The following is a 23,704-nucleotide window of genomic DNA, read 5'->3' on the forward strand; positions in this document are numbered from 1 at the left end:
CTTGCGAGCGCCACGAATCCAGGGAGCCCGGAGTTCGTGCTTCGTCGCGCAAACTGCTCGGGTCACAGCGGATCGATCGTCACCTGCGCGACGCCGAGGCGGAGGAGGCCGGCGCCGAGGCGGCGCTCGACCACCCGGGCGGGGTCCGGCACGCCGGCCTGGCTGAACTGCAGGCGGATGCGGTGGATGCTCAGGTGCAGGTAGCCGGCGTCGACCTTGAGCATCTGCAGCAGGCGGTCCTGCGGCAGCCAGCCCTGCTCGCCGTCGACGACGCCGGCGGCGCGGTCGGCCAGGCGGGCGCGGGCGAGCACGAGCAGCGGATAGTGGTGCGCCCGCGCCTTGAGATCGATGCGCCGCTCGCCGACCCTGGCGACGAGCTCGACGTGCTCTTCGTCGGCGCTGACGCGGAATTGCAGATGCACGGGCGGGGCGTCGGGCTCGCTCGCGGCCTGCCAGGTCGCCGCGACGCCGTCCGTGAGGTGCACGCGCCACGGCTCGCCGCCGGCGGTCAGGACGGCGCGGTCCTCGACGCGGGTGGCCGGGCCGCCGGCGGGCTCGGCGAACCACACGCCCGCGTCCGACCGGCGCAGCCACAGCGCGGGCTCGTCGGCGTCGGGCAGCGCGAGCTCGTCGACATCGACGAGGACGACCCGACCGTCGACGAGGTTGACGGCCATCGGTCGCGGCGGAGCGTCGTCGACGAGCTGCCACGCGCCGAGCGTCTCGCCGAAGCGGATCTCCGCCCCGCGCGCGAGCGGCAGGCACTCCCGCGCGACGAGCCGGCGGCCCGCGAGCCAGGTGCCGTTGCGGCTGCCGAGGTCTTGCAGCTCCCAGACGGCGCCGGTCCAGTGGATGGCGGCGTGCTCGCGCGAGACGTCGCGGACGTCGAGCACGAGGTCGCAGGCGGGCGAGCGCCCGACCACACACCGCGCCGGGAGGGCGCCCTGCCGCCGGGCGTCGGGTCCGAGGAGCGCCGCCATCGCCTACCAGTACACGGCCTCGTTCGCGCCGATCAACCCCCGCCGCGCCGGGGCAGCGTCAGGGACACGTCAAAAGCCCGCGCGGCGTCGACGCCCTCGGCGAGCCCGGCGAGGACGCGCGCGAGCTCCCGCCCGAGGCAGTCGACGGTGCCGGGGGCCAGTCGATCGTCGGCGATCGCGGCGAGCCCCAAGAGCTTGCCGGCCTCGCCCGGGGTGACGCGCACGGCGATCTCCTCGGCGACGTACGGCGAGCCGCAGGTCGCGAGCTCGCGCTCGAGGCGGCCGCGGAGGGCCGCGCGGGTGAGCGGGCGAACCGATGCGGCTGGTTTGCTGGCGTCGCGCGCAGACCTGGCGGGCGCGGGGCGCGAGGCCGCAGGCGCGGCCTCGGGGCTGGCCGCTGGGACAGGTTCGCCAGGCGCGAGCTCGGGAACGGTCGCGAGCACAGGTTTGACGGGCGAATCATCGAGAATGTCCGAAGGGACAGGTTCGAAAGACACGAGATCGGGGCTGGTCGCAGGGACAGGTACGCCGGCGAACGGGCTGGCCGCGGGGGCGGATGCGGTCGCGGCGCCGGGCGTCGAAGTCGCCGGGGCCAGCGCGGTGGAGACCTCGCCGACAGGCCACACCTGCCAGGCGATCCCGGCGGCGAACAGAGCGACGGCGAGCCCGCCAGCGACGCGTGAGCGCGACGGAGCGGCGGGGCTGCCCGCGGGAACAGGGGGTTCAAGCGGGCGGGGCGCTGGAGGGCCGCCCGCGAGGACAGGCGCGCCCGAGGTGGCGGAAGCGCGGTCCGCAGGGACAGGTGTGGGGGGGGCGGCTGAGCTGTCCACCGGGACAGGTGGGGGGGTGGCGGCTGATATGTCCGCGGAGACAGGTGATGGGGTGACAGATGACATGTCCGCGGGGACAGGTGATGAGGTGACGGGTGACATGTCCGCGGGGACAGGTGATGAGGTGACGGGTGACATGTCCGCGGGGACAGGTGATGAGGTGACGGGTGACATGTCCGCGGGGACAGGTGATGAGGTGACGGATGACCTGTCCATCGGGACATGCGCGACAGTGACGGATGATACCTCCGCCGGGACAGGTTCGTGAGTGACGAATGATATGTCCGTCGGGACAGGTGCTCGGGCGACGGATGACATGTCCTTCAGGACATGTTTTCCAGTGCCGTGGATGTCCGCCGGCGCGTCGGTGACGGCGGCGCCGTCCCCGGACGCATGGACGCCGCCGGCGTACTCCGTGCGGCGCAGGCTCAAGGACAACAGCATGTCCTCGGGGCCAGGTATGGCGGTGACTGGCATGTCCGCGAGGACAGGAGCGCCCCCGGCCGTGGTCTCGCCCTCGGGCCGCGCGAGCGCGGAGGCGAGGCGGTCGAACGCCTGCGGCTCGGCGGTGACGGGGATCTCGGCGATCGCCGCGGCGAACGCGTCGACCGACCCGAAGCGCTCGTCGGGGTCCCGGGCGACCGCGGTGGCGAGCAATCGGTCGATCGCCGGATCGACCGCGCACACGCTGCCGAGCCGCGGCGCCGGGGCGAGCAGCATGCGGGAGAGGATCTCGAACGCGTTGCCGGCGTGGAGCGGGCGGCCGGCGAGCATCTCGAACATCATGGCGCCGAGGGAGTAGACGTCGGCGCGGCGGTCACCCTGACCCTCGAGCTGTTCGGGGGCCATGTAGCCGACCGTGCCGAGCATCTCGCCGGCGCCGGTCAGCTGCGAGGCGCCGCCGGCCTCGCGCGGGACCTTGGCGATGCCGAAGTCGAGCAGCTTGATGTGGAGGGCGCCGTCGGCCGCGTCGACGCAGAAGCAGTTCTCGGGCTTGAGATCGCGGTGGACGACGCCGCGGGCGTGGGTCAGCCGCAGCGCCGCGCACACCTGCAGGGCGATCGCCCGCGTCTGCGGCCAGCCGAGGCCGCCGAGGCGGCGCAGCCGCTGACGCAGGTCCTCGCCCGCGAGCAGCTCCATGACGTAATAAGCGGAGCCGGCGTACTCGCCCATGTCGATCACGCCGACCAGGTTGTCGTGGCGCATCGCCGAGAGGACGCGGGCCTCCTGCAGGAACCGCTGGACGGCGCCGGGCTTGCGGGCGAGGTCGGCGCGCAGGAACTTGATCGCCCGCGGCTGGCCGAGGCCGACGTGCTCGGCGACGTACACGGTGCCCATGCCGCCCTGCCCTCGCCTCGCCTGGATCCGGTAGCGCCCGTCGAGGAGGACGCCCGTATAGTCTGCCTCGACCACGCCGCATGGTACGATACGCCGGTGCTGGCGTGCCCACGTCTGGTCCTCGCCGCGGCGCTCGCGAGCGCGCCGGTGACCCCGACGCGATCGGCCGGGACGTGTGCCAACGAGCGAGCCGACGCCGACGCCGACGCGAACCTCGGCAATTGCCTCGGTGACGCGCGCGAGGCGAGGCAGGAGGGCGAGCCGCGGCTGGCGGCGGCGGCCTACGCCCGGGCGCTGATGTTCGCGCGCGAGGCCTACGCGGCCGGCAAGGTGGGGGCCGCGGCGGACTGGTACGCCGCGGCGGGCGAGCAGATCGTGCACTACGGGACGGAGGGCTGCGCGCCCGCGAACCTGACGGGCGAGGCGTCACCGGCGATGCTGACGGCGTGCGTCGAGTTGCTCGACGAGTTCCTCGCGGACCTCGAGGCGGTCGACGCCGGTGCTTCGCGGTCGGCCGCGGCCGCGCGGCAGCGACGCGCGGAGCTGGAGCCGCTGCTCGCCGGGCTGCCCGCGCCGCCCGAGCCGGAGGTGCCACCGACGGCGACGCCGGCGGAGCCGCGAGGCGACTCCACGCCGGCGCTGCCGCGGGCCGTGCCGGCGCCGCGGCGACCGACCGGGCTCGACGCGGGGCTCGGCGTCGCCGCCACGGTCGCGGGGCTGGCGATCGCGGGGCTCGTGGTCGGCGACCGGCTCGGGCGCAGCGCCCACACAGCGGCGCTGTCCGGGTCCGACGCCGTCGATGCCGCCGCCGGCGTCGACCTGTGCGAGGCGATGGCCTCGGCCGATGGATGCGACGATCTGCGATCGGCGCGGCGGCTGTTCGTCGCGAGCGGCGTCACCCTGGGCGTCGCGCTGGCGGCGACGGCGTTGCTCACCGGACTGCGCGTCCGCCATGCCCGACGCGCCCGCGTCTCTGCTTCGTGGAGCGGACCGCGTGCCGGCGTCGTGGTCCGTTTCTGAGCGCTCCGTCGCATGGGGACCGCGCGTGAAATCCCGTGAAAGTGACGCCCGGCGGCGGGCTGCTATCGTCGACGGCATGCGCATTGGACTGTGGAGCGTGATCCTGACGATGGCCGCGTGTTCGACGAACGCCGGGCTCGGTGACGAGACGGCGACGAAGACGACGGGCGTGTCCGACACCACGAGCGTGTCCGACACGGAGCCGACGGGCGGGGCCGCGCCGCTGACGCTGCACGGCGTGGCGCAGAAGGGGCCCTTCGTGCTCGGGGCCTCGATCTCGGTGTCACCCTTGACGAACACCGGGCAGCCGACGGGCCAGCAATTCGAGGTGCCGACGAGCAGCGACGGCGGCGAGTTCTCGGTCGACGGGGTGCCGCTGGGTCCCGTGGCGCTGCTGGCGAGCGGGTATCACTACGACGAGATCCGCGGCGGGCCGTCGATGGCGCCGCTGACCCTGCGCGCGCTCCACCGGGTCAGCGACGACGCGACGACGGTCAACATCCACGTGCTGAGTCACCTGAGCGAGCAGCGGGCGCGCATGCTGATCGCCGAGCAGGTGACCGTCGAGGACGCGCTGGCGCTGGCCGACGCGGAGGTCGTGGCGGCGCTGGGGATCGGCAAGCCGGGGTTCGCGCTGGCCGGGGCGGCCGCGGAGGCGAGCGTGCTCGGGCCGGACACCGACGACAACGCGTACTTGTTGGCGGTCAGCGCGGTCGTCATGCAGGCGGCGTACATGACCGATCCAGCGGCGGCCGACGCCGCGGTGCAGACGCTGCTCAACCAGCTCGCGGCGGACCTCTCCGGCGACGGCACGCTCGACGACGAGGCGCTGCTGGGCCGGCTCGAGGCGGCCGAGACGGCGCTCGCGGCCGGGCCGGTGCGGGCGGCGCTGGCGGACTACATGGCGGATCTCGGGCTGCCCGGCGCGCCCCCGGACTTCGCGCGGATCCTCGACCAGGACCACGACGGGCTGGCCAACAGCGAGGACAATTGCCCGCTCGTGGCCAACCTCGATCAGGTCGACGGCGACGGTGACGACCGCGGCGACGTGTGCGACGCGTGCCCGGACAGCGGGGTCGACATGGACGGCGACGGCTACGACGACGGCTGTGACAACTGCCCCGCGGTCGCCAACGCGGACCCGCCGCAGGCGGTGATGTCGCTGTTCGATCCGCTCAGCGACATCGACGAGGACGGCCTCGGCAACGCGTGCGACTCCTGCCCGAACTCGAAGGACCGCGGCGCCGGCCCCGACGACGTATGTTGTGACCCGCGGGTCGGCGGCTGTATCGAGGACAACGGGGCCCCGGAGATGGCGTGCCTGCCCAAGGGCGCCTCGTTCGCGTGCAAGGACGCTTTCGGCGGCTGCGGGCCCTACGAGCAGTGCTACTGCGAGGGGCTCCCGTGCATGAAGGCGGGCGCGATCCGGTCGGACCCCGAGTGCTACCATGACGGCTGCAAGTGCGACGAATTCCGCTGCATCGCCGAGTGGTGCACCGTCGGCGAGACCGTGTGCAAATTCGGGAACACGTGCGTCCCGTACTACGGCCCGGGCGAGGCGCCGGAGCCGGCGCTGGTGAACCTCGGCCTGTGCCTCGACGCCGACGCCGGCCCGTGCGTCGGCGAGACCGCGCTCGAATGCCTCGAGTGGTGATGGCAGGACGGTGGGGCACAGGGCTCGTGTTCGCGGTCGTCGTGACGGCGGGCGCGGCGTGCCCGGTGTGGTGGGAGGCGATCCCCGAGGCCGGTCCGCCGGGCTGCGGCGACGGTGAGGTCGCCGGGGGTGAAGCATGCGACGACGGCGACGTGCTCGACCACGACGCGTGCGCGGCGGACTGCTCGCGCGAGACGGTCGTCGTGGACATGTGCGCCGCCCGCTCGCACACCTGCGTGGCGCTCGCCGACGGCGCGGTGCGCTGCTGGGGCGCCGGCGCGGCGGGCCGGCTCGGCAGCGGCGACGCGGCGACGATCGGTGACGCGGCGGGAGAGCTGCCGGCGTCCGACGTGGCGGTCGGCGGCGAGGCGGCGCAGGTGGTGTGCAGCGGTGATCTTACCTGCGCGCGGCTGGTCGACGGCGACGTGCGCTGCTGGGGCGGGAACGCGTGGGGGCAGCTCGGGCGGGGCGACACGCGCGACGTCGGCGACGAGCCCGGGGCGCTGCCGGTCGCCTCGCTCGCGCTCGGCGGTCCGGCGACGCAGATCGCGGCGGGGCACGGGCACGTGTGTGCTGTCGCCGGCGGGCAGCTGCGCTGCTGGGGCTGGAACGTGCTCGGCCAGCTCGGGGTCGGCAGCACCGAGACGATCGGCGACGAGGTCGGCGAGCTGCCGCCGCCGGCCGTCGCGCTCACGGGCGTCGTCGAGGTCGTGGCCGGGGTCAGTCACACTTGCGCCCGCGTGCAGGCCGGCACGGTCCACTGCTGGGGCAGCAGCTCGCGCGGGGAGCTCGGCTACGGCGACACGCTCCGCCGCGGCGACGCGCCCGGGGACCTGCCGACCCCGGCGGTCGCGCTCGGCGGGCCGGCGGTCCAGCTGGCGGCCGGCGGCCACCACACGTGCGCGTTGCTGGCCGATGCGTCGCTGCGCTGCTGGGGAGCCAACGACGCGGGTCAGCTCGGGCAGGCGCGCGCGGGCGACGTCGGTGACCAGCCGGGCGAGATGCCGCCGCCGCCGATCGACGTGGAGGAGGTCGTCCAGGTGGTCGCGGGAGCGAATCACACGTGCACACGTCACGCCGACGGCACGGTGCGCTGCTGGGGCGCGGGCGCGGCGGGCCAGCTCGGCGACGGAGAGACCGCGGACGTCGGGGTCGACCCGCTGACGTTCCCGCCAGGGCCGGTCGACCTCGGCGGCGAGGCCGATCGGCTGGCGGCGAACGGCGGCGACACGACGTGCGCGCGGCTCACCGACGGGTCGCTGCGCTGCTGGGGAGCCAACGAGTCGGGCCAGCTCGGCCTCGGCTTCGCGCGGACCGAGCCGTCGACCGCGACGCCGGCCGTCGCAGGTCGCGTGCTGTTCTGAGTTCGAGGCCGTGCTGCAGGCGCTACGGCCGTTCCCCTGTCGTCGTCACGCCTCAGGTCCACGCGCCGGGGCGCGGTCAAATTTTTCGTCCGCGCGCTGCGACAACGGACCCGGCCGCCTGTCATGCCCGCAGGAGGCCAGAGCTTGCGAGCGTCGTGCTCGTGGCGGCCTCACGCGTGCCGCGCAGCGAATCCGCGCGGCAACAGGAATCGTTCATGTCCATCACGTTCGCGCGTCCCCACGCCTCGCTGTCCCGCTCCTTCCTCGCCGCCTCGCGCCTCGGCCCCGCGCTGCTGCTCGGCGGCTCCGTGCTGGCCCCGCTGGCCTGCGACGACGAACCGGCCGCCCGCGTCGAAGCGGTCGAGCTGCGCGCCGGCGAGTGCCCGTGCGACGGCGGCAAGAACCACCTCGGCCAGACCGTCGACACCGACGAGTGCGGCTACCAGGTCTGCGGCGAGGACTTCAAGAACTACGTCTGCGGCGCGGACGGCTGGGAGTTCCAGGGCGGCACCTGCGGCGGCGACGACGGCTGCGACTGCCCCGGCGGCAAGGACTTCCGCGGCGACACCGTGCACGCGACCGAATGCAACCACCAGGTCTGCGGCGAGAACTTCAAGTTCTACACCTGCCAGCCGAGCGGATGGGTCCAGGAGGGCGGCGCCTGCGACGGCGACGGCGGCGAGGTCGTGTGCGACTGCCCCGACGGCACCAACAACCTCGGCCAGACCGTGCACGCGACCGAATGCGGCCAGACGGTCTGCGGCCAGAATTTCGAGTACTACTCGTGCGAGCTCACCGGCTGGGTCTCGCAGGGCGGCGTCTGCGGCGGCGACGACGGCTGCGACTGCCCCGGCGGTAAGAACCATCTCGGCCAGACCGTGCACGCGACCGAATGCGACGTGCAGGTCTGCGGCGAAAACCTCCAGTACTACGTCTGTGGGCAGGATGGATGGGTCCAGCAGGGCGGCCCCTGCGACGGCTGAGTCCCGGCGAGGCAGGGCCTCCACGGCGATCGCCGCGCGCGTCTTCGCGGGCTCGATCTTCGCTGGCGACGATGGCGGACCGCATCGAGGTCGCCCGCGAACACGGACGGCTCGATCTCACGCGCCGCGCGACTTGGGCGGCTGTCGCGCCTGCAGTACGTTGGCTGCCATGTCGAGCGCGCGTCCCTGGGTCCTGCTCCTCGCCGTCGGATGTGGTCCCGGCGGCTCCGGCTCGACCGGCTCCGGGAGCGATGGCACCACCGGCAGCAGCTCCACCACGGCCGAGACCCCCACGAGCAGCGCTTCGACGGTCTCCCCCGACCTCCCGCCGCCGGTGGCGTGCGCCGGTGGCGGCGACGTCATCGAGCAGCTCACCTTCGAGGCGGCGACCTTCGTCGTCCACGGTCAGGCCGTCGATACCTCGCTCGACGCCGCGATCGCCTCTGTCGTCCATCAGCCGTGCATGGTCGTCACCCAGAGCTCGATCGAGGTGACCGTCGGCTTCGGACCGATCCTCGGCGCCGACACCGAGAGCTTGTTGCAGTTCTCCTTCATCAACCAGTCGGGCGAGGTCGACCTCGCCATGGGTGGCGACATACGGTACTTGTGGGACGATGGCCCGGTCACGCGTGTGTTCGATTTCCTGGACCCGCCGGCCAGCGGTACGGCGAGCGTGACGGCCGCGCCTGCACCCGGCGATCCCTTCAGCGTTCACCTCCAGGGCCAGGTCGGGACGCCGCCCGAGGAGTGGACGTTCGAATTCACGATCGACGCCGTGCGGCCCTGAGCCGGCGTCTGTTCGCCAGGATGAGGCGATGAATGACCTCTGGCCTTCGCTGATCGCCCTCATCGGCGCTCGCCGTCCCGACTTCCTCGCGACGGTGGAGGGTGCCGACAGGGCCGAGCTCGCGCGCTGGGAGGCGCGGTTCGGCCTCACGCTCCCCCGTCTCTACGTCGACCTGATGCGCACGATGGGCCGGAGCAGCGGGGAGTTCAACCCGCTCGGGGCCTATGAGCACAGGCTCGATCCTCTCGCGGAGCAATGGGCGTGGATGGCGGACGAGGAACCTGCCCCCTATCCACGAGACCAGTACTTCCTCGTCGGCTTCGAGCCCGACCCGAGCGCCATCTCGCCCTTCGAGCTGTTCCTCGACCTGAGCCGCGGCGACGGAGTGGACGCGGCCCTCGTCGAGATGGGCAGCAACGGCGTCTACGAGGCCGATGCCCGCCACGACGTCGGCCAGACCCTCGGGGAGCTGCTGGCCGAGCAGGCCTTGACGTGCTTCGAGTTGAGCGCCTGGCCGGAGCGCAGCCGCCTCTTGATCTTCGGAGACGAGCCGAGCCTGCCGTCGATCAAAGCGGAAGTCGTCCAGCAGCTCCGTGACATGGGCGGGAGCCTCGTCCTGCCCGACCTCGCGGGCGTCACGTGCCTCCGGCTCGCGGGCACGAGCGTCCTGGTGAGCCTCGGGGCCAGGCAGGGCCCGGTGGCGGTCGCTATCGCAGGGAACGCGCGCGAGCCCATGGTCGCGCTGCAGGACCGGCTGCGCGCGAGCTGGCCACGATCGACCCCGTGGTCGATGCCGGGGGATGACGCGCGCCGGACGGCGCGGTGAACTCGAGCGGGCCGACGACGCCACCTCTCCATGACGGTCGCGCCGGCCGGCGGCTGCAGCGGCGACCTCGTCGAACGCCAGCAGAGGCGCGACCTGCTACAGTCGATGCATGCTCGATCCTTATCGCTTGTTCCTCGGCTCGATCCTCCTCGCTCTCGGCTCCGGCTGCGGCTCCGAGGGCCAGGCCTGCATGGAGGTCGACCCGTCCGTCGAGCAGTGCCCCGCGCCCAAAGACGTCGACCGCGACGAGCTGCGGGGCAGCTGCGGCTCCAAGGTGCGCAGGATCCTCGGCGAAGGCGAGCGCGTCGAGAACATCTCCGACTGGGCCTGGGAGGAGAAGGACTACGTGCCGGGCTGCTGCTATCCGGTCAAGGAGTCCCGGGCCACTTGTGATTACGGGCGGCCGCTGCGGATCGAAGGCGAGCCGGTGCTCGCGGCCACGGTGACGGACGCGCGGTGGGCCGCGGCGCTGGCGGTGACGGCCTCGGCGCTGGCGCCGGCGGTGCGCGACGAATTGGTGGTGCGATGGACGCGGGCCGCGCTCGACGAGCACGCGTCGGTGGCGGCGTTCAGCCGGGTCGCGCTCGACCTGATGCGTCACGGGGCGCCGCCCGAGCTTATCGAGCAGGCCCACGCCGCGGCGCTCGACGAGGTGAGGCACGCGCGGCACGGCTTCGCCATCGCCTCGGCCCTCGGCGCCACCCCGGTCGGACCCGGCCCCTTCCCGCTCGGTGCGAGCGTGCCGCTGGCCCCGGACCTGGTCGCGGTCGCGGTCGAGGCCGCGCTCGACGGTTGCATCGGCGAGACCGTGGCGTCGCTGCTGGCGTGGGAGGCGGCGGCCGTGTGCGAGGAGCCGGCCATCCGCGAGGTCCTGCGCGGGATCGCCGAGGACGAACAGCGCCACGCGCTGCTCGGCTGGCGCACCGTCGCCTGGGCGCTCCGCCACGGCGGCCCCGCGGTGCGCACGGCCGTGGCCGAGGTGTTCGCCGCCGCCGCCCGCGAGGGCGTGGCGGTGCCGCTGCCGGGCACGCTCGACGATCCGATGGTGCTCGCGCGGGTCGGGCTGCTCGACCGCGCGACCTCGCTGCGGCACGCGGCACGCACGCTGCATCAGGTCATCCTGCCGGCGGCCCGCGACCTGCTCGCCGAGCGGGCGCCGCCGCAGCGGCAGGCGAGCGCGGCGCTGCACTCCGCGTAGGTGTACTTCGGGGCATGTCCTGATCGACATGTCCCTCGGGACATCATAACGTGCCGCCGCCGACCTCGCCGGGTCCCCGCGCGCGTCGAGCCGGCGCCGCGAGCCCGGCGCGCGACCTCGACCGTCGCGGCCGATCCTTTTCTCCGCGCGGTGCTGCGACATCGACCCCGGGCGCCTGTCATGTCCACAGGAGGGCGTTCGCTCGCGCGTGAGGCCCGGGCGCGACCTCCTCCGCGACCCGTCGCGCGCGCGACGACCCGAGGTCTCCCATGCCCAGAACCACCGCCCAGCACTCCCCGCCCCGCCTCCCCCGCCCGGTCTCCCGCTTCGCCGTCCTCGTCGGCGCCCTGTGTCTCTCGGCCTGCGTCGAGGCCGACGAGTTCGAAGATCTCGACGAGCTCGCCGAGGACGAGCTCGCCCTCGCCGCGGACGCCGAGGAGCCCGCCGAAGAGCCCGCTCCGGCCGCGCCCCTGGTCGGTCCCGACGACCTCCAGGTCAGCGAGGATCCGTCTCTCTACTGCATCCCCAAGGTGTGGAGCACCTGCGGCCCCTACCACACGTACGACTGCTGCCCGCCCGACGCGTCTCCCAGCGCGAACTGCCAGTGGCGCTCGTGCCAGCAGCACCTGCAGGACGAGAACTGTGTGATCCACTCGACGGGCTACACCGAGAACGTCGGGTGCGGCGTCGGCTGAGCGACGCCGCGATCACGACCCGACGCGGCCCGCCGCGCGATCACTCCGAGGGTGGGGGCGGCTGGCACACGAAGCAGCCGCCGCACTCCGCGTGCTGGGTCTTGCTGCCCCACGCGATCTTGTTGTTGCAACAATCGCGGCCGTACTGGCCCACGACCGTGGTGTGGCTGGCGTCGCCGTAGTACGTGCAGTTGCTGGCCGCGTCCGACGGGGCGGACAGCAGCGCTCCGAGGCCGAGGCAGGCCAGGAACAGGGCGGTGAGGCTGATCTTGCGCATGAGGTCGCTCCTTTCGCCGATGCCGGACATGGCGCCCGGCACCTGCATCATTTGCCGGATCGGAGAATAGCGCAACTCGCCGGCAGCCGGGGCGACTGTTCCTGGGCTCGCCGAACCCCGATCGTGGTCCCCACATCGGGCCTTTTGTCGACAGTGCGGCGAACCCGAACGGGAATCTCCCATGCGCACCGCGCCGCTCACGGCGAATCGCAGTAGCCCGGCGGCGGTTGCGGCGGGTCGCCCTCCTGGCCGTAGACGAATCGGTGGAACAGCGCCCGCACCGGTCCACCTTCGAACCTGCACTCGAGGGAGCGCTCGAATTGTTCGGTCGTCACCGCCTGGCCCGTGTTCGCCGCAAAAAACTCGCGCAGGTGCGCGCGCAGCTCGGGGAGCCCGACCTCGTTCGCAAGCGTGGTGAGCAGCGACGGCCCGAGCTTGTACGATTCGAGCGGCGTGTCGCGCGACCACAGGTTGTCCGTGGCGAGGGTGAACGGCGGAGCCTCCAGCGCCAGCGGATCGGCCTCGAACGCCTCCTCGATGGCCCACGTCGTCCAGGACTCGTCGAACCACGCGTCGCGCTGGCCCAGCGGGCGAGCCGAGCGACCGATCCAGCTGTGGAACACCTCGTGCGAGACGGCGGCCCACGTCGTCACCGTGCCGCCCGGATACTCCATGGCAGCCTCGCCGGGCGGGGCCACGACCGCGAGGAAGCGATCGCCGTGCGGATAGGGGCCGAGCTCGTCGGCCGCGAATTGCAGCGCCGGCGCCAGCGCGTCAGCCACCGCGCTCGCCTCGTCGGTCGCGCCGGGCCACAGCGTGCAGTGCCAGACCAGCGCCTCGATCGCGCCGACGTCAAGCGCCTCGCGCATGACGCTGGCGGTCGGGCACAGCTGCACCAGCGGGTCCATGCTCGTGATCGCGGGGAAATTCACCGCCCAGCGATCGTCGGCGAGCGCGGTCACCGGCGCGTTGGCGACCACCTCGTGCGGCGTGTCGCTGTCGACGACGATCTCGAGCTCGAGCGCGTGCACGTCGTATATCAGGTTGGCGGGCACCCACTTCTCGCTGAAGCGACCGCCGAAATAATCGGCGAGGTGAGTGCCCCATCCGACGGTGTCGCCCGCCCACACGAACGGCCGCGGATCGGCCTCGAACGCCGCCTCCACGTGGTACTCGAGCTCGAGCCGGTGCTCGCCGCACGGCTCCAGCATGCGGTTGACGACCAGCATCGTCGTCTGCGACGGCGGCATGAACGGGACGATCGCGCCGGCCGGCAGCTCGACCCCGTCGAGCACGGCGCGATCGATCGACTGCCGCAGATCGAAGGTCGGCAGGCCGCGCAGCGGTCCGCTGCGAAACTCGAGCGTCGCCCGCCCGAGCACCTCCTGCGCCGCCGGGTCGAAGCGCAGCTCGGCCGCGACCTTCACGACGTCGATCGGCACGACCCGCACGTCCGCGACCTCGACCGGGGGCGGCGCGCCAGGCAGCGCCTCGCAGCTCGGCGGCGGCTCGCCCGTGGTGTCGCCGTCGCTGCCGGTCGTCGGAGGCTCGCCGGTGGTCGGAGGCTCGCCGGTGGTCGTTCCGGGCTCGGAGGTTGTGGTGGTCCCGCTGGTCCCCGTCGTCGCCGACGCCTCGGTGTCGGTGACCGCGAGCTCGTCCTGGCACGCGCTCGCCAGCAACGCGGTGGCACATGCAACCGCGCGGAGGGCTGGCGGTCGCGGGGCATGGGTCGCGGGGACGATCGGCACGCCGCGATCTTCCCCGATCGCGGACGGCTTGTCGCCGCGCGCTTCGGCGCCGCTCGTGTTCGCGCCGGCCCTCTTTCCATCCGAGGATGTGTCACGAATCATGATTCGCCGCATCGCCATGATTCCCCGTCGGCGGCGAGCGACGTGGTAGGCACGACAGAGTCGCCTGAATCTCGCCGTCGGTGTCCAGGCTGCTGCCGTCATGGCCGCGGGTGCCACCTTGCCAGAAGCCGCGTCGGAGTCTCGTCGTCCTGCGCGGTCATGTCGGCCGCGACGGGTGGAGAGCACGTCGACCGGCCGTGCTTCGCTACATGGCCTTTAGACCATGTGACGGGATTCGTTCAGACGTTGAAGTCGATCGCGGCGCCGCAATCCGGGCAGACGTAATTGATCACCCCGGCGACGACCTGGGCGTCGTTGGCCGCGTCCCAGCACAGCGCGACGTGACCGGCGGGGCTGACCGCATCGTGCTGATCGTGGTGCCCCGCGTGCACCACGTTGGCCGCCGCGCGGGCGCACACGTTGCGTCGCGCGGTCCAGCCCTTGGCCTCGTAGAGCGCGATCGCGGGCGGATGGGCGTGCCCGTAGGACGCGAGGTTGTCCGAGCGATACGCGTGCTTGCCCGTCGCGGTGACCCCGTAGGAGTAGGCGATCCGCGACCCGGCCGGGAGCCCATGGACGGCGGACGCGTGGGCCCCGGTGCCCGCGAGCACCGCATCCACGCCGAGGGTGACCGCCTCGGCGTCGGCGCCCGCGGTCCAGGCGGCGACTCCCTCGGCCGTCCAGCGGGCCGCGTGGACGAGGCAGGTGGCGAGGTTCGGCTGGGCGGCGAAGCCGGCCGCGGGCCTGTGGGTCAGCGCGGTCGTGACCTCTGCGGCCCGCAGCGGGACGCCTGCGGCCGTCGCCTCGGCCCCGACACCGGCCGCCGCACCCACCCCGAGCACCGCCGCACCGGCGATCGCCCCGGCGACCGCCGCATAAGGGAGATACGTGGCCGGCATCCCGTGCGTCACGGCGGCCACGGCGGCGGCGGCGGCGTTGGCTGTGTTGAGCGCGTCGGCGAGCCCCGCCACTTGCATGACGCCGGCCGCGACCGTCGCCGCATAATTGATACCGCCGGCCTGGCCCACGCACCCTCGGGTCTCCTGGGCGACTCGAGGCCCGTTCACGCCGCCCCCGCCGGCCGCGGCCAGCAAGTTCGTCGCGGCGGTGTACACCGCGGCCAGCGGCAACGGCGGCGGGCTGGTCTTGGTCAGCCCGAACACGATCAGCATCGACACCGCGACCGCGCGGGCGCCCGTGCCCGCGGCGACGCCCCGAGCCGCCGCGTACGCCGCGGCCGCGGTCGACAGCGCGATCAGGTCGGCGGTCTGTGCGTCGAAGAGAATGTCTCCGCCGTGACCGGCGGCGTCGGCGGCGACGATCGCAGCGGCAGCCGCGGCGGCGACGTGGTCGGCCAGCGTGACCGTGGCGCCCGGCGGGGCCGCGTTGCCATGGGCGGCCGCGCAGGCGATGGTGATCGTCCGCTCGAGGGCGAGGTTCGCCAAATGGGCGTGGTGCGCGGCCACGGCCGCCGCCGAGCCGGGCGCCCACGGGATCCGGACGCGGTCGAGGTAGACGCCGGTCTCGATGAACGAGCCGTGGTGCATCGCCCCGAGCCCGACGATCACCGGCGGCTGCACGGCGGCGCAGCTCGGGATCACGTCGAAGTTGGCGTCGCCGGTCAGCAAGATGTACCGCTCGCCGAGGTCAATCGGCGCCGCGCCGGCCCGGACCTGGGGGATGTCGCCGGCCCCGGGCGCGGCCCGCAGGCCGCCGACGACCGCCTGCGGCCAGCAGTCCTGGGAGTCCTGGTCGGGCACGAAGCCGCCGGCGACGCAGTGAGCGACGTGATCCTCGGCCAGGCCGAGGTGATCGGCCATGTATCCGGCGAAGGCCGCGACCGTGAGCTCGCGGCGCGCTCGCTGGCGCCCGGTCAGCTGATTGGGCAGGTTGTTCAGCGAGTTGTTGGCGCTCGCCGCCGCCTCCAGCGTCGCCAGGTCCGGCAGCATCGCCGCGCCAGCCAGCGCCACCGCGACGGCCTCGACGGCGAGGCACGCGGCGGAGGCCGCCTGGGCGTCGGTGAGGTGGCTGCCGAACAGCGACGCGCGCAGGGCGGCGGCGACGCGCGCACAGCGAGCGGTCCGGGGCGCAGTGATCGCGTGACCGAGGTTGTTGAGCTCGCGGCGAGCCCCGGAGTGACGGCGAGGACGACGGCCGCGGGATCGGGCACCGGCGCGCCGCCGGCGACCTGCGCCACGGCGTCGGCCTCCGCCTGGGTGGCCACCAGCGTGCAATTGACGGCGGTCAAGCCATTGCCGAAGCGACTGTTGGCCAGCACCGACGCGAGGCAGCGCGCGACGGTCCCGGCGCCCGCGTTGGCGACGGCCGCTCGCGCCCGCACGGCGAAGGCCGAGGCCGCCGCCGCGACCAGCGCCCCCGGGGGTCCCGCGACCGACCACGGCTGGCCCCCCGGCGTGTCGGGGTTGGCGTTGCGATCCTTGCAGCACACGTAGACCGCGAGGCCCGAGGAGTTGCGGTCGGGGCCCGCCGGCGCGCCCTGACAGCGCTCGACGAAGCCCCACGGGAAGGCCATGTGGCTGGGGTGCCCTGCGGCCCACGTGTAGACCTGTCCGCCCGCGCGCTTGACCTTCCCGGTCACGCAGGTGCCGATATTGCCGGTCCCCTGCCGCGGCACGATCCAGGTCGCCCGGTAGCACTCGGGGATCTTGGCGTGGAGCATGTAATGGTCTTGATCCCAGTGCGAGAGGATCACGTAGGGATCGTGGCAGAAGCACAATCGCGGCAGTTCGTCGGGGCCGTCGCCGCGGACCGAGTGGCCGAAATCATAGTAGGCGAGCACCCGCCAATTGGAGTCGACGATCATGTTGCAGTTGCCCTGCCCGACGTCGACGAGGCCGATGAACGCCTGCTGGCCGCCGCCGACCATCGGGTTGGCCTGACCGGCCGCCGCCATCGGGGCCGCCTTCGGGCTGCCGACGTAGGCGCGCAGGCGCATCCGCGGGACCTCGTCGTCGTCGGACCCGCCGCCGAGGATGAAGCCGCCTGCGCCGGCGAACGCCGGCACCGGGTGCAGCCACGGGTGCTCGGCCAGCGACTCGAGCCAGCGGCGCGCCCGCTCGCGCAGGTCGTGGTACGCCTGGCGAAACAAGCCCCAGCCGCCGCCCCCGCCGCCCCCGCCGAACGTGGGCGGCTCCTCGTCGACGGGCTCCTCCTCGAACTCGATCTCGTCGCCCTCGGGCGCCGGAAAATGCAGCGCCTGGATCACCCCCTGCCACGGCTCGGGCAGCACGCGCAGCTGGCGGATCTGCATCGGCTCCGGCGGCGCGATGAACGGCTCGTGGTCGAACAGGCGCACCAGCGTCCCGTAGGCGTCGTCCCAGTCGTTCGCGTCCTCGGGCGGCCAGATCGTCAGCTCCAGCCACTGCCCGACCTCCGGCACGGCCTCGAGCGTGCGGGCGTCGACGCGCGCCTCGAACAGACTGTGGACCGGGAGCGAGCTGGTGCCGTCGATGCTGCGATCGACGAACCACCGGCGCACCGCCCCGAGCGCGTAGCGTTGCTCGACGGTGCCGTGTTCGAACGCGGTCGCGAACGGTCGCCCGGCGAGGAACCCCGCGAGGATCCCCTCCCCGGACAACGTCGGCAGGTTCGCGGTCTCCTCGAGGTCCGACAGGTCGAAGTCCGTGGTCTGCAGCTCGGCGTACACCTCCTCCATCCAGCGCTTGTCCAGGCACTCGACCTTGAGGAACCACGGCCCGCCGGGCGGGCCCTCGAGGTCGCTGACGAACCCGAGCAGGCGCTCCTGGCGGCGGAGGCGATTGATCAGCGCCCCGCGGGCCGCGGCGCGGCGCTCGGCGGCGAGCCGGAAGCGGCGCTCCCGGGCCTCGGCGAGCCAGCCGCGGGGGTCCTTGGGCGATCGGCGGTCTACCATCTTCACGATCCGTGGGCCTCGACGAGCGCGGCGGCGGTGGCGACATCGAGCTCGCCGCTGACGGGCAGGCCGAGCGCGCGCTGGAAGGCGATCAGCGCGTTCGTGAACGCCTCCTCGCGCCGATCGTGGGCGTCGAGCAGCTCGAGGTTGACGAGCCGCGCGCGCGCCCCCGCGAGGCTCGACGAGGGGCCGAGGCGCCCGAGCTCGAGCTCGTAGATCTCGGGCTCCGGCGCGAACAGCTGCTCGCGCCCAGGGTCGACGGTCAGCAGCCCGCGGCGGGCGTCGGCGGGGATCCAGTGCTCCAGATAGCCGTGCTCGTCGGTGGTCCCGCGCAGCTCGACCCCCGCGACCTCGAGCAAGTAGTCGACCTTGGCCCGCGGACCTCGCTCGTCCTCGAGGCAGATCCGGAGGCGCTCGGGCACCCCGCGGCGGCGAAACACGTGCCGGCGGTCGGTCTCGCAGGCGACCTGGCGCTCCCGCTTGAGCGGCAGCGCGACCCGGTCGCCGGGCAGCAGCAAGTACGGGCTCTCGCGCCCGGCCGCGAGCTCGGCGTTGTCGCGGTGGGCCCACAGCGTCTGCCAGAAGAACCCCTCGCGCTCGGCGATCGACGCCAGGCACTCGCCCGGCTCGACGACGCGTCGCCCTGTCCCCAGCGGCGCCCCTGCCGCTCCCTTCCCCCCGCTCACCCGGTCATCGTGCCAAGCACGCCCGCGGGCAACAAGCCGGCTCGCCCCGACTCGAGAACGCGCACGCAGGCGCAGCCTCGGTCGCAGTCGCACCCAGGATTCGCGGTGCTCGGGCCGCGACTCACGACGCGTCGCTGCCGATCACCGGCAGGATGGAAGCACGCGGTCCTCGACCTGCATCGACCTGGGCCTCGACGCGGCGAGCAGGACACCCGCGGAGCTCAGAGACCTCGCGGACGCGCTGCCACGCCCGCTGCGCGTCGCGTCCTCCCCGCAGACATCATGAGAATCCGGGACGAGGCGGACGGCGCTCCCGTGCTCAAGCGTGCGATCGGTGATACGTCGTCAGCAACACGCCCGCGACCAGGCGGACCGCGTCGCGCGGGCCTCTGGGCGAGATCGTGCTGCAGAGGCGCACGAGCGAGGGTCGGTCGAGCGCCTCGATCCAGGCGCGTGCCATCGCGCCGAGCTGGACGCGGTCGCTGGTCGGGGCGCATTCGAGGGCGGCGACGGTGACGTTGGCCACCGCCAGCTCCGTGAGCTCGGCGAGTTCGGCGGGCGTGTCGCAGGCAAGGGCGACAGCGTTCGCTTGAGACGTGTGAAAGGACGCCATAGGCCCGCCTTCTTGGGCGCGAAGCCGCCGGCCGCCAGAAACACCGCTTCGTTCGCGTCTGGAGGGACCGCGAGCGAAATCGCGCGCATCGGCCGCCGCTTTCGGCGCAAGGTGCGTACTTTTTCCGGGGTCTTCCCCCGCCCCGACGACGAGGGCCGCGGCCCGCAGCCGCAGCCTTTTTACGGCCATCGCTGCGGCACTCGCGGGAGCCCGGGTCTCGCCTCCGTCGCACCCACTTCGAGCCGCTCGAGCAGCACGACGACTCGTCCTGGTCCGCGATACCCGTGACATGTCCCAAAGCGCATGTCATGCCAATCCATTTCTCAGGACCCCACCGCACTGACGCCCTCACGGCGCGTCACCGAGGCGGGCCATCCGCGTGCCCACCGCGGGCGACGCGCCGATCAAACCGCGTCGCCATCGCCGTCTTGCAGCCCCCGGCCAGCGCCGAACTCCCGGACCTCGACCGACAGCTCGTGCCGCCGCCACCCCGCGGAACTACGAAAGCCGCTAGACTGCGGGCGTGTCGCCCGTGCATCCGACCCTCATCCCGCGACGGATCTGCGAGTTCGCGCGCGACGCCGCCGGCGAATGGATCGTCCACCTCGAATGTGGGCACCGTCGCCACGTCCGCCACCGCCCCCCGCTCTCCAACTATCCGTGGCTGGCCGACCCGGCGGAGCGAGCGGCCCGGATCGGCGCCGAGATCGAGTGTGAGCGCTGCGCTCGCGGCGAGCCGCCGGACGAGCCACCTCGCTCGTGAAGCATGCCCGCCATTCGGCTCGCCGACGCTCGCAGCCGCGTCCCCGAACTCGATTTCGTCGTCCGCGTCGTCCAAGCGCGCATCGGCGACCTCATGTGCGGCGGCACGCCGGCCTCGACATGTCCCGAAGGACATGTCCATCCGCGGCTCCAGAGCGCCCCACCGACTCACGCCTGCCCGCCGCGCAGCGGGCTGAGCCGTGCAGGACGCCGTCCGCCCACTGCATCGAGCATACGCCCGCCCGTCATCACATTTGCATACCCGCGCCGGCGGGCCCGGTGATTTGACAGTTCGGACCGCCTCGGCAATGTTCCTTGGGGCCATGCCCGAGCGCGCGCGGATCCTCGTGGTGGACGATGACCCCTGGCTGGTCAAGCTGATCTGCACCGCCCTCGGCCAGCGCTACGAGTGCATCGGCGCCGCTGACGGCATCGAGGGCCTCGCCAAGGCGCTGGTCCGGCCGCCCAAGCTCATCGTCTCCGACGTGATGATGCCGCGGATGAGCGGGTGGGAGCTGGTCAAGCAGGTGCGCAGTCACAGCCAGCTCGCGTTCGTGCCATTCATCTTCCTGACCGCGCTCGGCTCCGAAGACGACCGCCTGTACGGGTTTCGCCTCGGCGCCGACGAGTACCTGCCCAAGCCGATCGACATCGCCGAGCTCGGGCAGCGGGTCGACCACGTGCTGCAGCGGCTGGCCCAGCTCGAGCAGGCCGCGCGCGACCGGGTCCGCAAGGCCCCGCCGAAGGGCGCCCCCGGGCTCCGCGGCGACCTCGATCAGCTCGGCCTCTCGTCGCTGCTGGTGATGCTGGAGATGGAGCGCAAGAGCGGCCTGCTGGGGGTCACGCGCGACGCCCCGGCGGAGCGGGTGCGCATCTACCTCATCGAGGGCCGCATCGTCGCCGCCCAGGCCGACGACGGCCAGGCCCGCAACGCCGACGCCGTTTATCACGTGCTCGGGTGGAAGCACGGGCACTTCGAGTTCAACGCGTTCCTCGTCGAGATGCGCGACGAGGTCGAGATGTCGACGACCGGCCTGCTGCTCGAGGGGGCGCGCCGGATCGACGAGGCGGCGCGCGCATGAGCGCCCCGGAGATCCGCAAGGTCCTGCTGGTCGACGACGAGCCGGACATCCGGCGGATCGGCCAACTCAGCCTCGAGCGAGTCGGGCGCTGGCAGGTCGTGCTCGCGTCCAGCGGCGCCGAGGCGCTGACCCTCGCCGCCAGCGAGCGCCCCGACGTCATCCTGCTCGACGTGATGATGCCGGTCGACGATGGCCCGACCACCCTCGCGCGCCTGCGCCAGCAGCCGAGCACCGCCGACATCCCGGTGGTCTTCATGACCGCCAAGGTGCTCGCGCCCGAGGCCCGGCGCTGGCGCGAGCTCGGCGCGGCCGGCACGATCCCCAAACCGTTCGACCCGATGACGCTGCCCGACGACATCCGCCGCGTGCTCGCGGCCGCGGAGGAGGGCCCGTGATCGTCGCTCCGCCGCACCCGCGCGAGGAGGCGCGCCTGCACGCGCTCGCGGATGCGCAGCTGCTCGACACCCCGCCCGAGGCCATGTTCGACGACGTCGTCCGCCTCGCCTCGTACATCTGCGAGGTCCCGATCGCCCTCATCTCGCTCGTCGACCGCGACCGCCAGTGGTTCAAGGCCCGCGTCGGCATCGACGCCGACGAGAGCTCGCGCGACGTCGCCTTCTGCGCCCACGCGATCCTCGACGACTCCGGCATGATGCAGGTCGAGGACGCGCGCGACGACCCGCGCTTCGCCGACAACCCGTTCGTCACCGGCGAGCCGTGGGTGCGCTTCTACGCCGGCGTACCGCTGACGATCGGCGACGACGACCTGCCGATCGGCACGCTGTGCGCGATCGATCGCAAGCCGCGGCGGCTGACCCCCGAGCAGACCGAGGCGATGCACGCGCTCGCGCGCCAGGTCGTGCGCAACCTCGAGATCGGCAAGGCGGCGCGGCGCACGGTCGCGCTCAACGACGAGCTGCAGCGCGCCGCGACGGCCCAGCAGGCCAGCGAGGCCCGGCTGCGCGCGCTCGTGGTCGCCAACCCCGACGGCATGCTCCGCGTCGCCCGCGACGGCACCGTGCTCGACCGCAAGGTCGCGCGCGACCGGGCCATCATGCCCGACCCCCAGCACATGCTCGGCCGCCACGTCGCCGACTGCCTGCCGCCCCGGCTCGCGCGCCTGTTCGTGCAGCAGCTCGAGCGCACGCTCGCCAGCGGCGCGGTGCATACCCTGGAGATCCAGGAGCTGGTCGACGGCCAGCCGTGCGACAAGGAGCTGCGGTTCGTCGCCAGCGGCCCCGACGAGGCGCTGGCGCTGATCCGCGACGTCACCGAGCGCAAGCTCGGCGAGCGGGCCAAGGACGCGTTCATCGCCACCGTCTCGCACGAGCTGCGCACCCCGGTGACTTCGATCCGCGGCTCGCTCAGCCTGCTCGAGCACGGCATGGTCGGCCCGCTGCCGGAGGAGGCGCTCGAGATGGTACGGATCTCCCGCACCAACACCGAGCGGCTGCTGCTGGTCATCAACGACATCCTCGACCTCGAGAAGCTGTCCGCCGGGCAGCTCGACCTGTCGCTGCGGCCGGTCGAGCCGGCGCGGGTGATGAAGACCGCCGCCGAGTCGATCCGCGGCATGGCGGCCCAGGCCGGCGTCGAGGTCGTCGTCGGCGACTGCGCCGGCGCCCCGGTGCTCGCCGACGAGGCCCGGGTGATCCAGGTGCTCAACAACCTGCTCTCGAACGCGATCAAGTTCTCGCCCCGCGGCGCCCGCGTCGACCTGTCCGCAGAGCCAGGTGCGTGCGGCCGCCTCCGCCTGTGCGTCACCGACCGCGGCCCCGGCATCGCCCCCGAGCACCACGCCCGCGTGTTCGAGCGCTTCCACCAGGTCGACGCCTCCGACAGCCGCGAGCGCGGCGGCACCGGCCTCGGCCTGGCGATCGTCAAGAGCATCGTCGAGGAGCACGGCGGCGTCGTCGGCCTCGACAGCGCGCCCGGGCGCGGCAGCAAGTTCTGGTTCGAGCTGCCGTGCGCCGGCGCAGCGGTGAAGCCGTGAAGGTCGGCGTCCGCGGCCACGCGCCCGCGTCCGCGTGGCCGCTGCTGTGGGCCCGCGGCTTCGAGCTCGGCGAGCCTGCGGAGGTGCTGCTGTGCGACGCGGCCGACGACCCTCGCGCCGGCGATCCGCCGCGCGTGGTGTGGACCGCCGGACCGCTGGTCGCGCGCGCGCCGATGGCCGCGATCGTGCGCACGCCGGGCCTCGCCGCGCCGCCGCCCGAGCCCGAGCCGGCCGCCGATGCCAGCGTGGCCGACATGCTGGCCGCCATGCGCCGCGACTACGCGGGCCAGCTCCCGGGCTCGCTCGCCGCCCTGGCCCAGGTCGTCACCGCCGCCCAGCAGGGCACGGCTGCGATCGCCGACGCGCGCATGCTCGCCCACCGGCTCCGCGGCACCGCGGCCACCTACGGCCACCCCGCGTTCGGCCAGCTCGCCGGTGACCTCGAGGACCGCCTCGCCGCCGGCGACCTCTCGCCCGCCCCGCTCGGCGCCCTGCTCGTGGCCATGGCCGAGCCGGTGGTCGCCGCCCTGGCCCCGGCTTCGCAGGGCTCGCCGCTCGTGGTCGTCGGCCCCGCGCCTGCCGATCTGCCGGGCCCGTCGATCGCCGCGCCCGACCTCACCGCCGCCGCCCAGGCGATCGCCGCCGGCACCGCCCACGCGCTGTGGCTCTCCGCCGGCACACACGACAATGACTATTCGGACATGTCCCAAGAGTCACTCTCAAAAATTCTCACCACCCTCGCCGCCGATCCTGCCCTCCAACAAATCCCACTAGCGATCGGGCGACCGGGCGGCGCCGCCGCGAGCGTCGCGCTCGCTTGCCTGCTGTCGGGCGCGTGGGGCCGCCTCGCGCCTGGCTTCCCCGCCTGACGGTC

The 23,704-nt window shown here is 73.3% G+C and carries 21 protein-coding genes; 13 read left to right on the forward strand and 8 right to left on the reverse strand.

Translation table 11 applies throughout. The features are described 5' to 3' along the window. Window positions 1-62: 62 nt before the first annotated feature. Window positions 63-980, reverse strand: a complete 918-nt coding sequence (locus POL25_RS30075; RefSeq protein ID WP_272089691.1) for an FHA domain-containing protein — start codon at window positions 978-980, stop codon at window positions 63-65. Between the two features lie 32 nt (window positions 981-1,012). Next, a complete protein-coding gene (locus tag POL25_RS30080) occupies window positions 1,013-3,148 on the reverse strand; it encodes a protein kinase domain-containing protein (RefSeq protein WP_272089692.1) in 2,136 nt (711 codons plus the stop codon). Here POL25_RS30080 and POL25_RS30085 point away from each other — a divergent pair. The 8 genes from POL25_RS30085 (at window position 3,122) to POL25_RS30120 (ending at window position 11,675) form a co-directional block, all read left to right on the forward strand. After that, window positions 3,122-4,168, forward strand: coding sequence for a serine/threonine-protein kinase (locus POL25_RS30085; RefSeq protein WP_272089693.1), 1,047 nt, complete (start codon window positions 3,122-3,124; stop codon window positions 4,166-4,168). The two genes, POL25_RS30080 and POL25_RS30085, sit on opposite strands and share 27 nt — an antisense overlap. A gap of 76 nt (window positions 4,169-4,244) precedes the next feature. Next, a complete protein-coding gene (locus POL25_RS30090; protein WP_272089694.1) occupies window positions 4,245-5,822 on the forward strand; it encodes a thrombospondin type 3 repeat-containing protein in 1,578 nt (525 codons plus the stop codon). 26 nt (window positions 5,823-5,848) lie between these two features. Further along, a complete protein-coding gene (locus POL25_RS30095) occupies window positions 5,849-7,186 on the forward strand; it encodes an RCC1 domain-containing protein (protein ID WP_272089695.1) in 1,338 nt (445 codons plus the stop codon). Window positions 7,187-7,401: 215 nt separating this feature from the next. Beyond that, entirely contained in the window at window positions 7,402-8,169 is a 768-nt protein-coding gene (locus tag POL25_RS30100) for a hypothetical protein (protein WP_272089696.1), read from the forward strand. Between the two features lie 169 nt (window positions 8,170-8,338). Continuing rightward, entirely contained in the window at window positions 8,339-8,956 is a 618-nt protein-coding gene (locus tag POL25_RS30105; RefSeq protein WP_272089697.1) for a hypothetical protein, read from the forward strand. Window positions 8,957-8,984: 28 nt separating this feature from the next. Continuing rightward, entirely contained in the window at window positions 8,985-9,782 is a 798-nt protein-coding gene (locus POL25_RS30110) for an SMI1/KNR4 family protein (RefSeq protein WP_272089698.1), read from the forward strand. A gap of 109 nt (window positions 9,783-9,891) precedes the next feature. Further along, entirely contained in the window at window positions 9,892-10,980 is a 1,089-nt protein-coding gene (locus POL25_RS30115; RefSeq protein ID WP_272089699.1) for a ferritin-like domain-containing protein, read from the forward strand. A 269-nt stretch (window positions 10,981-11,249) separates the two neighbouring features. Continuing rightward, the gene (locus POL25_RS30120; protein ID WP_272089700.1) at window positions 11,250-11,675 is read left to right on the forward strand and encodes a hypothetical protein; all 426 of its coding nucleotides are present in this window, start codon (window positions 11,250-11,252) and stop codon (window positions 11,673-11,675) included. Between the two features lie 40 nt (window positions 11,676-11,715). Here the strand turns inward: POL25_RS30120 and POL25_RS30125 are convergent, their stop codons facing one another. The 6 genes from POL25_RS30125 to POL25_RS30150 form a co-directional block, all read right to left on the reverse strand. Continuing rightward, a complete protein-coding gene (locus tag POL25_RS30125) occupies window positions 11,716-11,952 on the reverse strand; it encodes a DUF6289 family protein (RefSeq protein WP_272089701.1) in 237 nt (78 codons plus the stop codon). Window positions 11,953-12,149: 197 nt separating this feature from the next. Next, window positions 12,150-13,700, reverse strand: coding sequence for a gluzincin family metallopeptidase (locus POL25_RS30130; protein ID WP_272089702.1), 1,551 nt, complete (start codon window positions 13,698-13,700; stop codon window positions 12,150-12,152). 341 nt (window positions 13,701-14,041) lie between these two features. Next, window positions 14,042-15,751 (reverse strand): hypothetical protein, encoded by a 1,710-nt coding sequence (locus POL25_RS30135; RefSeq protein WP_272089703.1) that lies wholly within the window; start codon window positions 15,749-15,751, stop codon window positions 14,042-14,044. Continuing rightward, complete coding sequence (locus POL25_RS30140; protein ID WP_272089704.1) at window positions 15,697-17,694, reverse strand: hypothetical protein; 1,998 nt, start codon at window positions 17,692-17,694, stop codon at window positions 15,697-15,699. Before POL25_RS30140 ends, POL25_RS30135 begins: the two co-directional genes overlap by 55 nt. Window positions 17,695-17,696: 2 nt before the next feature. Further along, window positions 17,697-18,380, reverse strand: coding sequence for a peptidoglycan-binding domain-containing protein (locus POL25_RS44595; RefSeq protein WP_272089705.1), 684 nt, complete (start codon window positions 18,378-18,380; stop codon window positions 17,697-17,699). A gap of 319 nt (window positions 18,381-18,699) precedes the next feature. Further along, on the reverse strand, window positions 18,700-18,993 hold the full coding sequence (locus tag POL25_RS30150; RefSeq protein ID WP_272089706.1) for a hypothetical protein: 294 nt from the start codon (window positions 18,991-18,993) through the stop codon (window positions 18,700-18,702). Between the two features lie 523 nt (window positions 18,994-19,516). Between POL25_RS30150 and POL25_RS30155 the strand changes: the two genes are divergently transcribed. The 5 genes from POL25_RS30155 to POL25_RS30175 all read left to right on the forward strand — a co-directional run bounded on the left by POL25_RS30155 (window position 19,517) and on the right by POL25_RS30175 (window position 23,699). After that, entirely contained in the window at window positions 19,517-19,756 is a 240-nt protein-coding gene (locus POL25_RS30155) for a DUF3565 domain-containing protein (protein ID WP_272089707.1), read from the forward strand. A gap of 322 nt (window positions 19,757-20,078) precedes the next feature. Next, window positions 20,079-20,837, forward strand: a complete 759-nt coding sequence (locus POL25_RS30160) for a response regulator (RefSeq protein WP_272089708.1) — start codon at window positions 20,079-20,081, stop codon at window positions 20,835-20,837. Further along, the gene (locus POL25_RS30165) at window positions 20,834-21,232 is read left to right on the forward strand and encodes a response regulator (RefSeq protein WP_272089709.1); all 399 of its coding nucleotides are present in this window, start codon (window positions 20,834-20,836) and stop codon (window positions 21,230-21,232) included. Before POL25_RS30160 ends, POL25_RS30165 begins: the two co-directional genes overlap by 4 nt. Beyond that, entirely contained in the window at window positions 21,229-22,830 is a 1,602-nt protein-coding gene (locus POL25_RS44600) for a GAF domain-containing sensor histidine kinase (protein ID WP_272089710.1), read from the forward strand. The genes POL25_RS30165 and POL25_RS44600 overlap by 4 nt, the downstream gene beginning before the upstream one ends. Then, complete coding sequence (locus tag POL25_RS30175) at window positions 22,803-23,699, forward strand: Hpt domain-containing protein (protein WP_272089711.1); 897 nt, start codon at window positions 22,803-22,805, stop codon at window positions 23,697-23,699. The genes POL25_RS44600 and POL25_RS30175 overlap by 28 nt, the downstream gene beginning before the upstream one ends. The last annotated feature ends 5 nt before the right edge of the window (window positions 23,700-23,704 follow it).

The sequence above is a fragment of the Nannocystis bainbridge genome (assembly GCF_028368995.1).
Lineage (GTDB): Bacteria > Myxococcota_A > Polyangia > Nannocystales > Nannocystaceae > Nannocystis > Nannocystis bainbridge.

Excerpts from the sequence above, each read along its gene's own strand:
- POL25_RS30120 (WP_272089700.1), top strand. The coding sequence starts at position 11,250 with ATGCCCAGAACCACCGCCCAGCACTCCCCGCCCCGCCTCCCCCGCCCG.
- POL25_RS30075 (WP_272089691.1), bottom strand. The coding sequence starts at position 980 with ATGGCGGCGCTCCTCGGACCCGACGCCCGGCGGCAGGGCGCCCTCCCG.
- POL25_RS30115 (WP_272089699.1), top strand. The coding sequence starts at position 9,892 with ATGCTCGATCCTTATCGCTTGTTCCTCGGCTCGATCCTCCTCGCTCTC.
- POL25_RS30135 (WP_272089703.1), bottom strand. The coding sequence starts at position 15,751 with ATGCTGCCGGACCTGGCGACGCTGGAGGCGGCGGCGAGCGCCAACAAC.
- POL25_RS30100 (WP_272089696.1), top strand. The coding sequence starts at position 7,402 with ATGTCCATCACGTTCGCGCGTCCCCACGCCTCGCTGTCCCGCTCCTTC.
- POL25_RS30110 (WP_272089698.1), top strand. The coding sequence starts at position 8,985 with ATGAATGACCTCTGGCCTTCGCTGATCGCCCTCATCGGCGCTCGCCGT.
- POL25_RS30105 (WP_272089697.1), top strand. The coding sequence starts at position 8,339 with ATGTCGAGCGCGCGTCCCTGGGTCCTGCTCCTCGCCGTCGGATGTGGT.
- POL25_RS30160 (WP_272089708.1), top strand. The coding sequence starts at position 20,079 with ATGCCCGAGCGCGCGCGGATCCTCGTGGTGGACGATGACCCCTGGCTG.
- POL25_RS30165 (WP_272089709.1), top strand. The coding sequence starts at position 20,834 with ATGAGCGCCCCGGAGATCCGCAAGGTCCTGCTGGTCGACGACGAGCCG.
- POL25_RS30080 (WP_272089692.1), bottom strand. The coding sequence starts at position 3,148 with ATGGGCACCGTGTACGTCGCCGAGCACGTCGGCCTCGGCCAGCCGCGG.
- POL25_RS30090 (WP_272089694.1), top strand. The coding sequence starts at position 4,245 with ATGCGCATTGGACTGTGGAGCGTGATCCTGACGATGGCCGCGTGTTCG.
- POL25_RS30150 (WP_272089706.1), bottom strand. The coding sequence starts at position 18,993 with ATGGCGTCCTTTCACACGTCTCAAGCGAACGCTGTCGCCCTTGCCTGC.
- POL25_RS30140 (WP_272089704.1), bottom strand. The coding sequence starts at position 17,694 with ATGGTAGACCGCCGATCGCCCAAGGACCCCCGCGGCTGGCTCGCCGAG.
- POL25_RS30125 (WP_272089701.1), bottom strand. The coding sequence starts at position 11,952 with ATGCGCAAGATCAGCCTCACCGCCCTGTTCCTGGCCTGCCTCGGCCTC.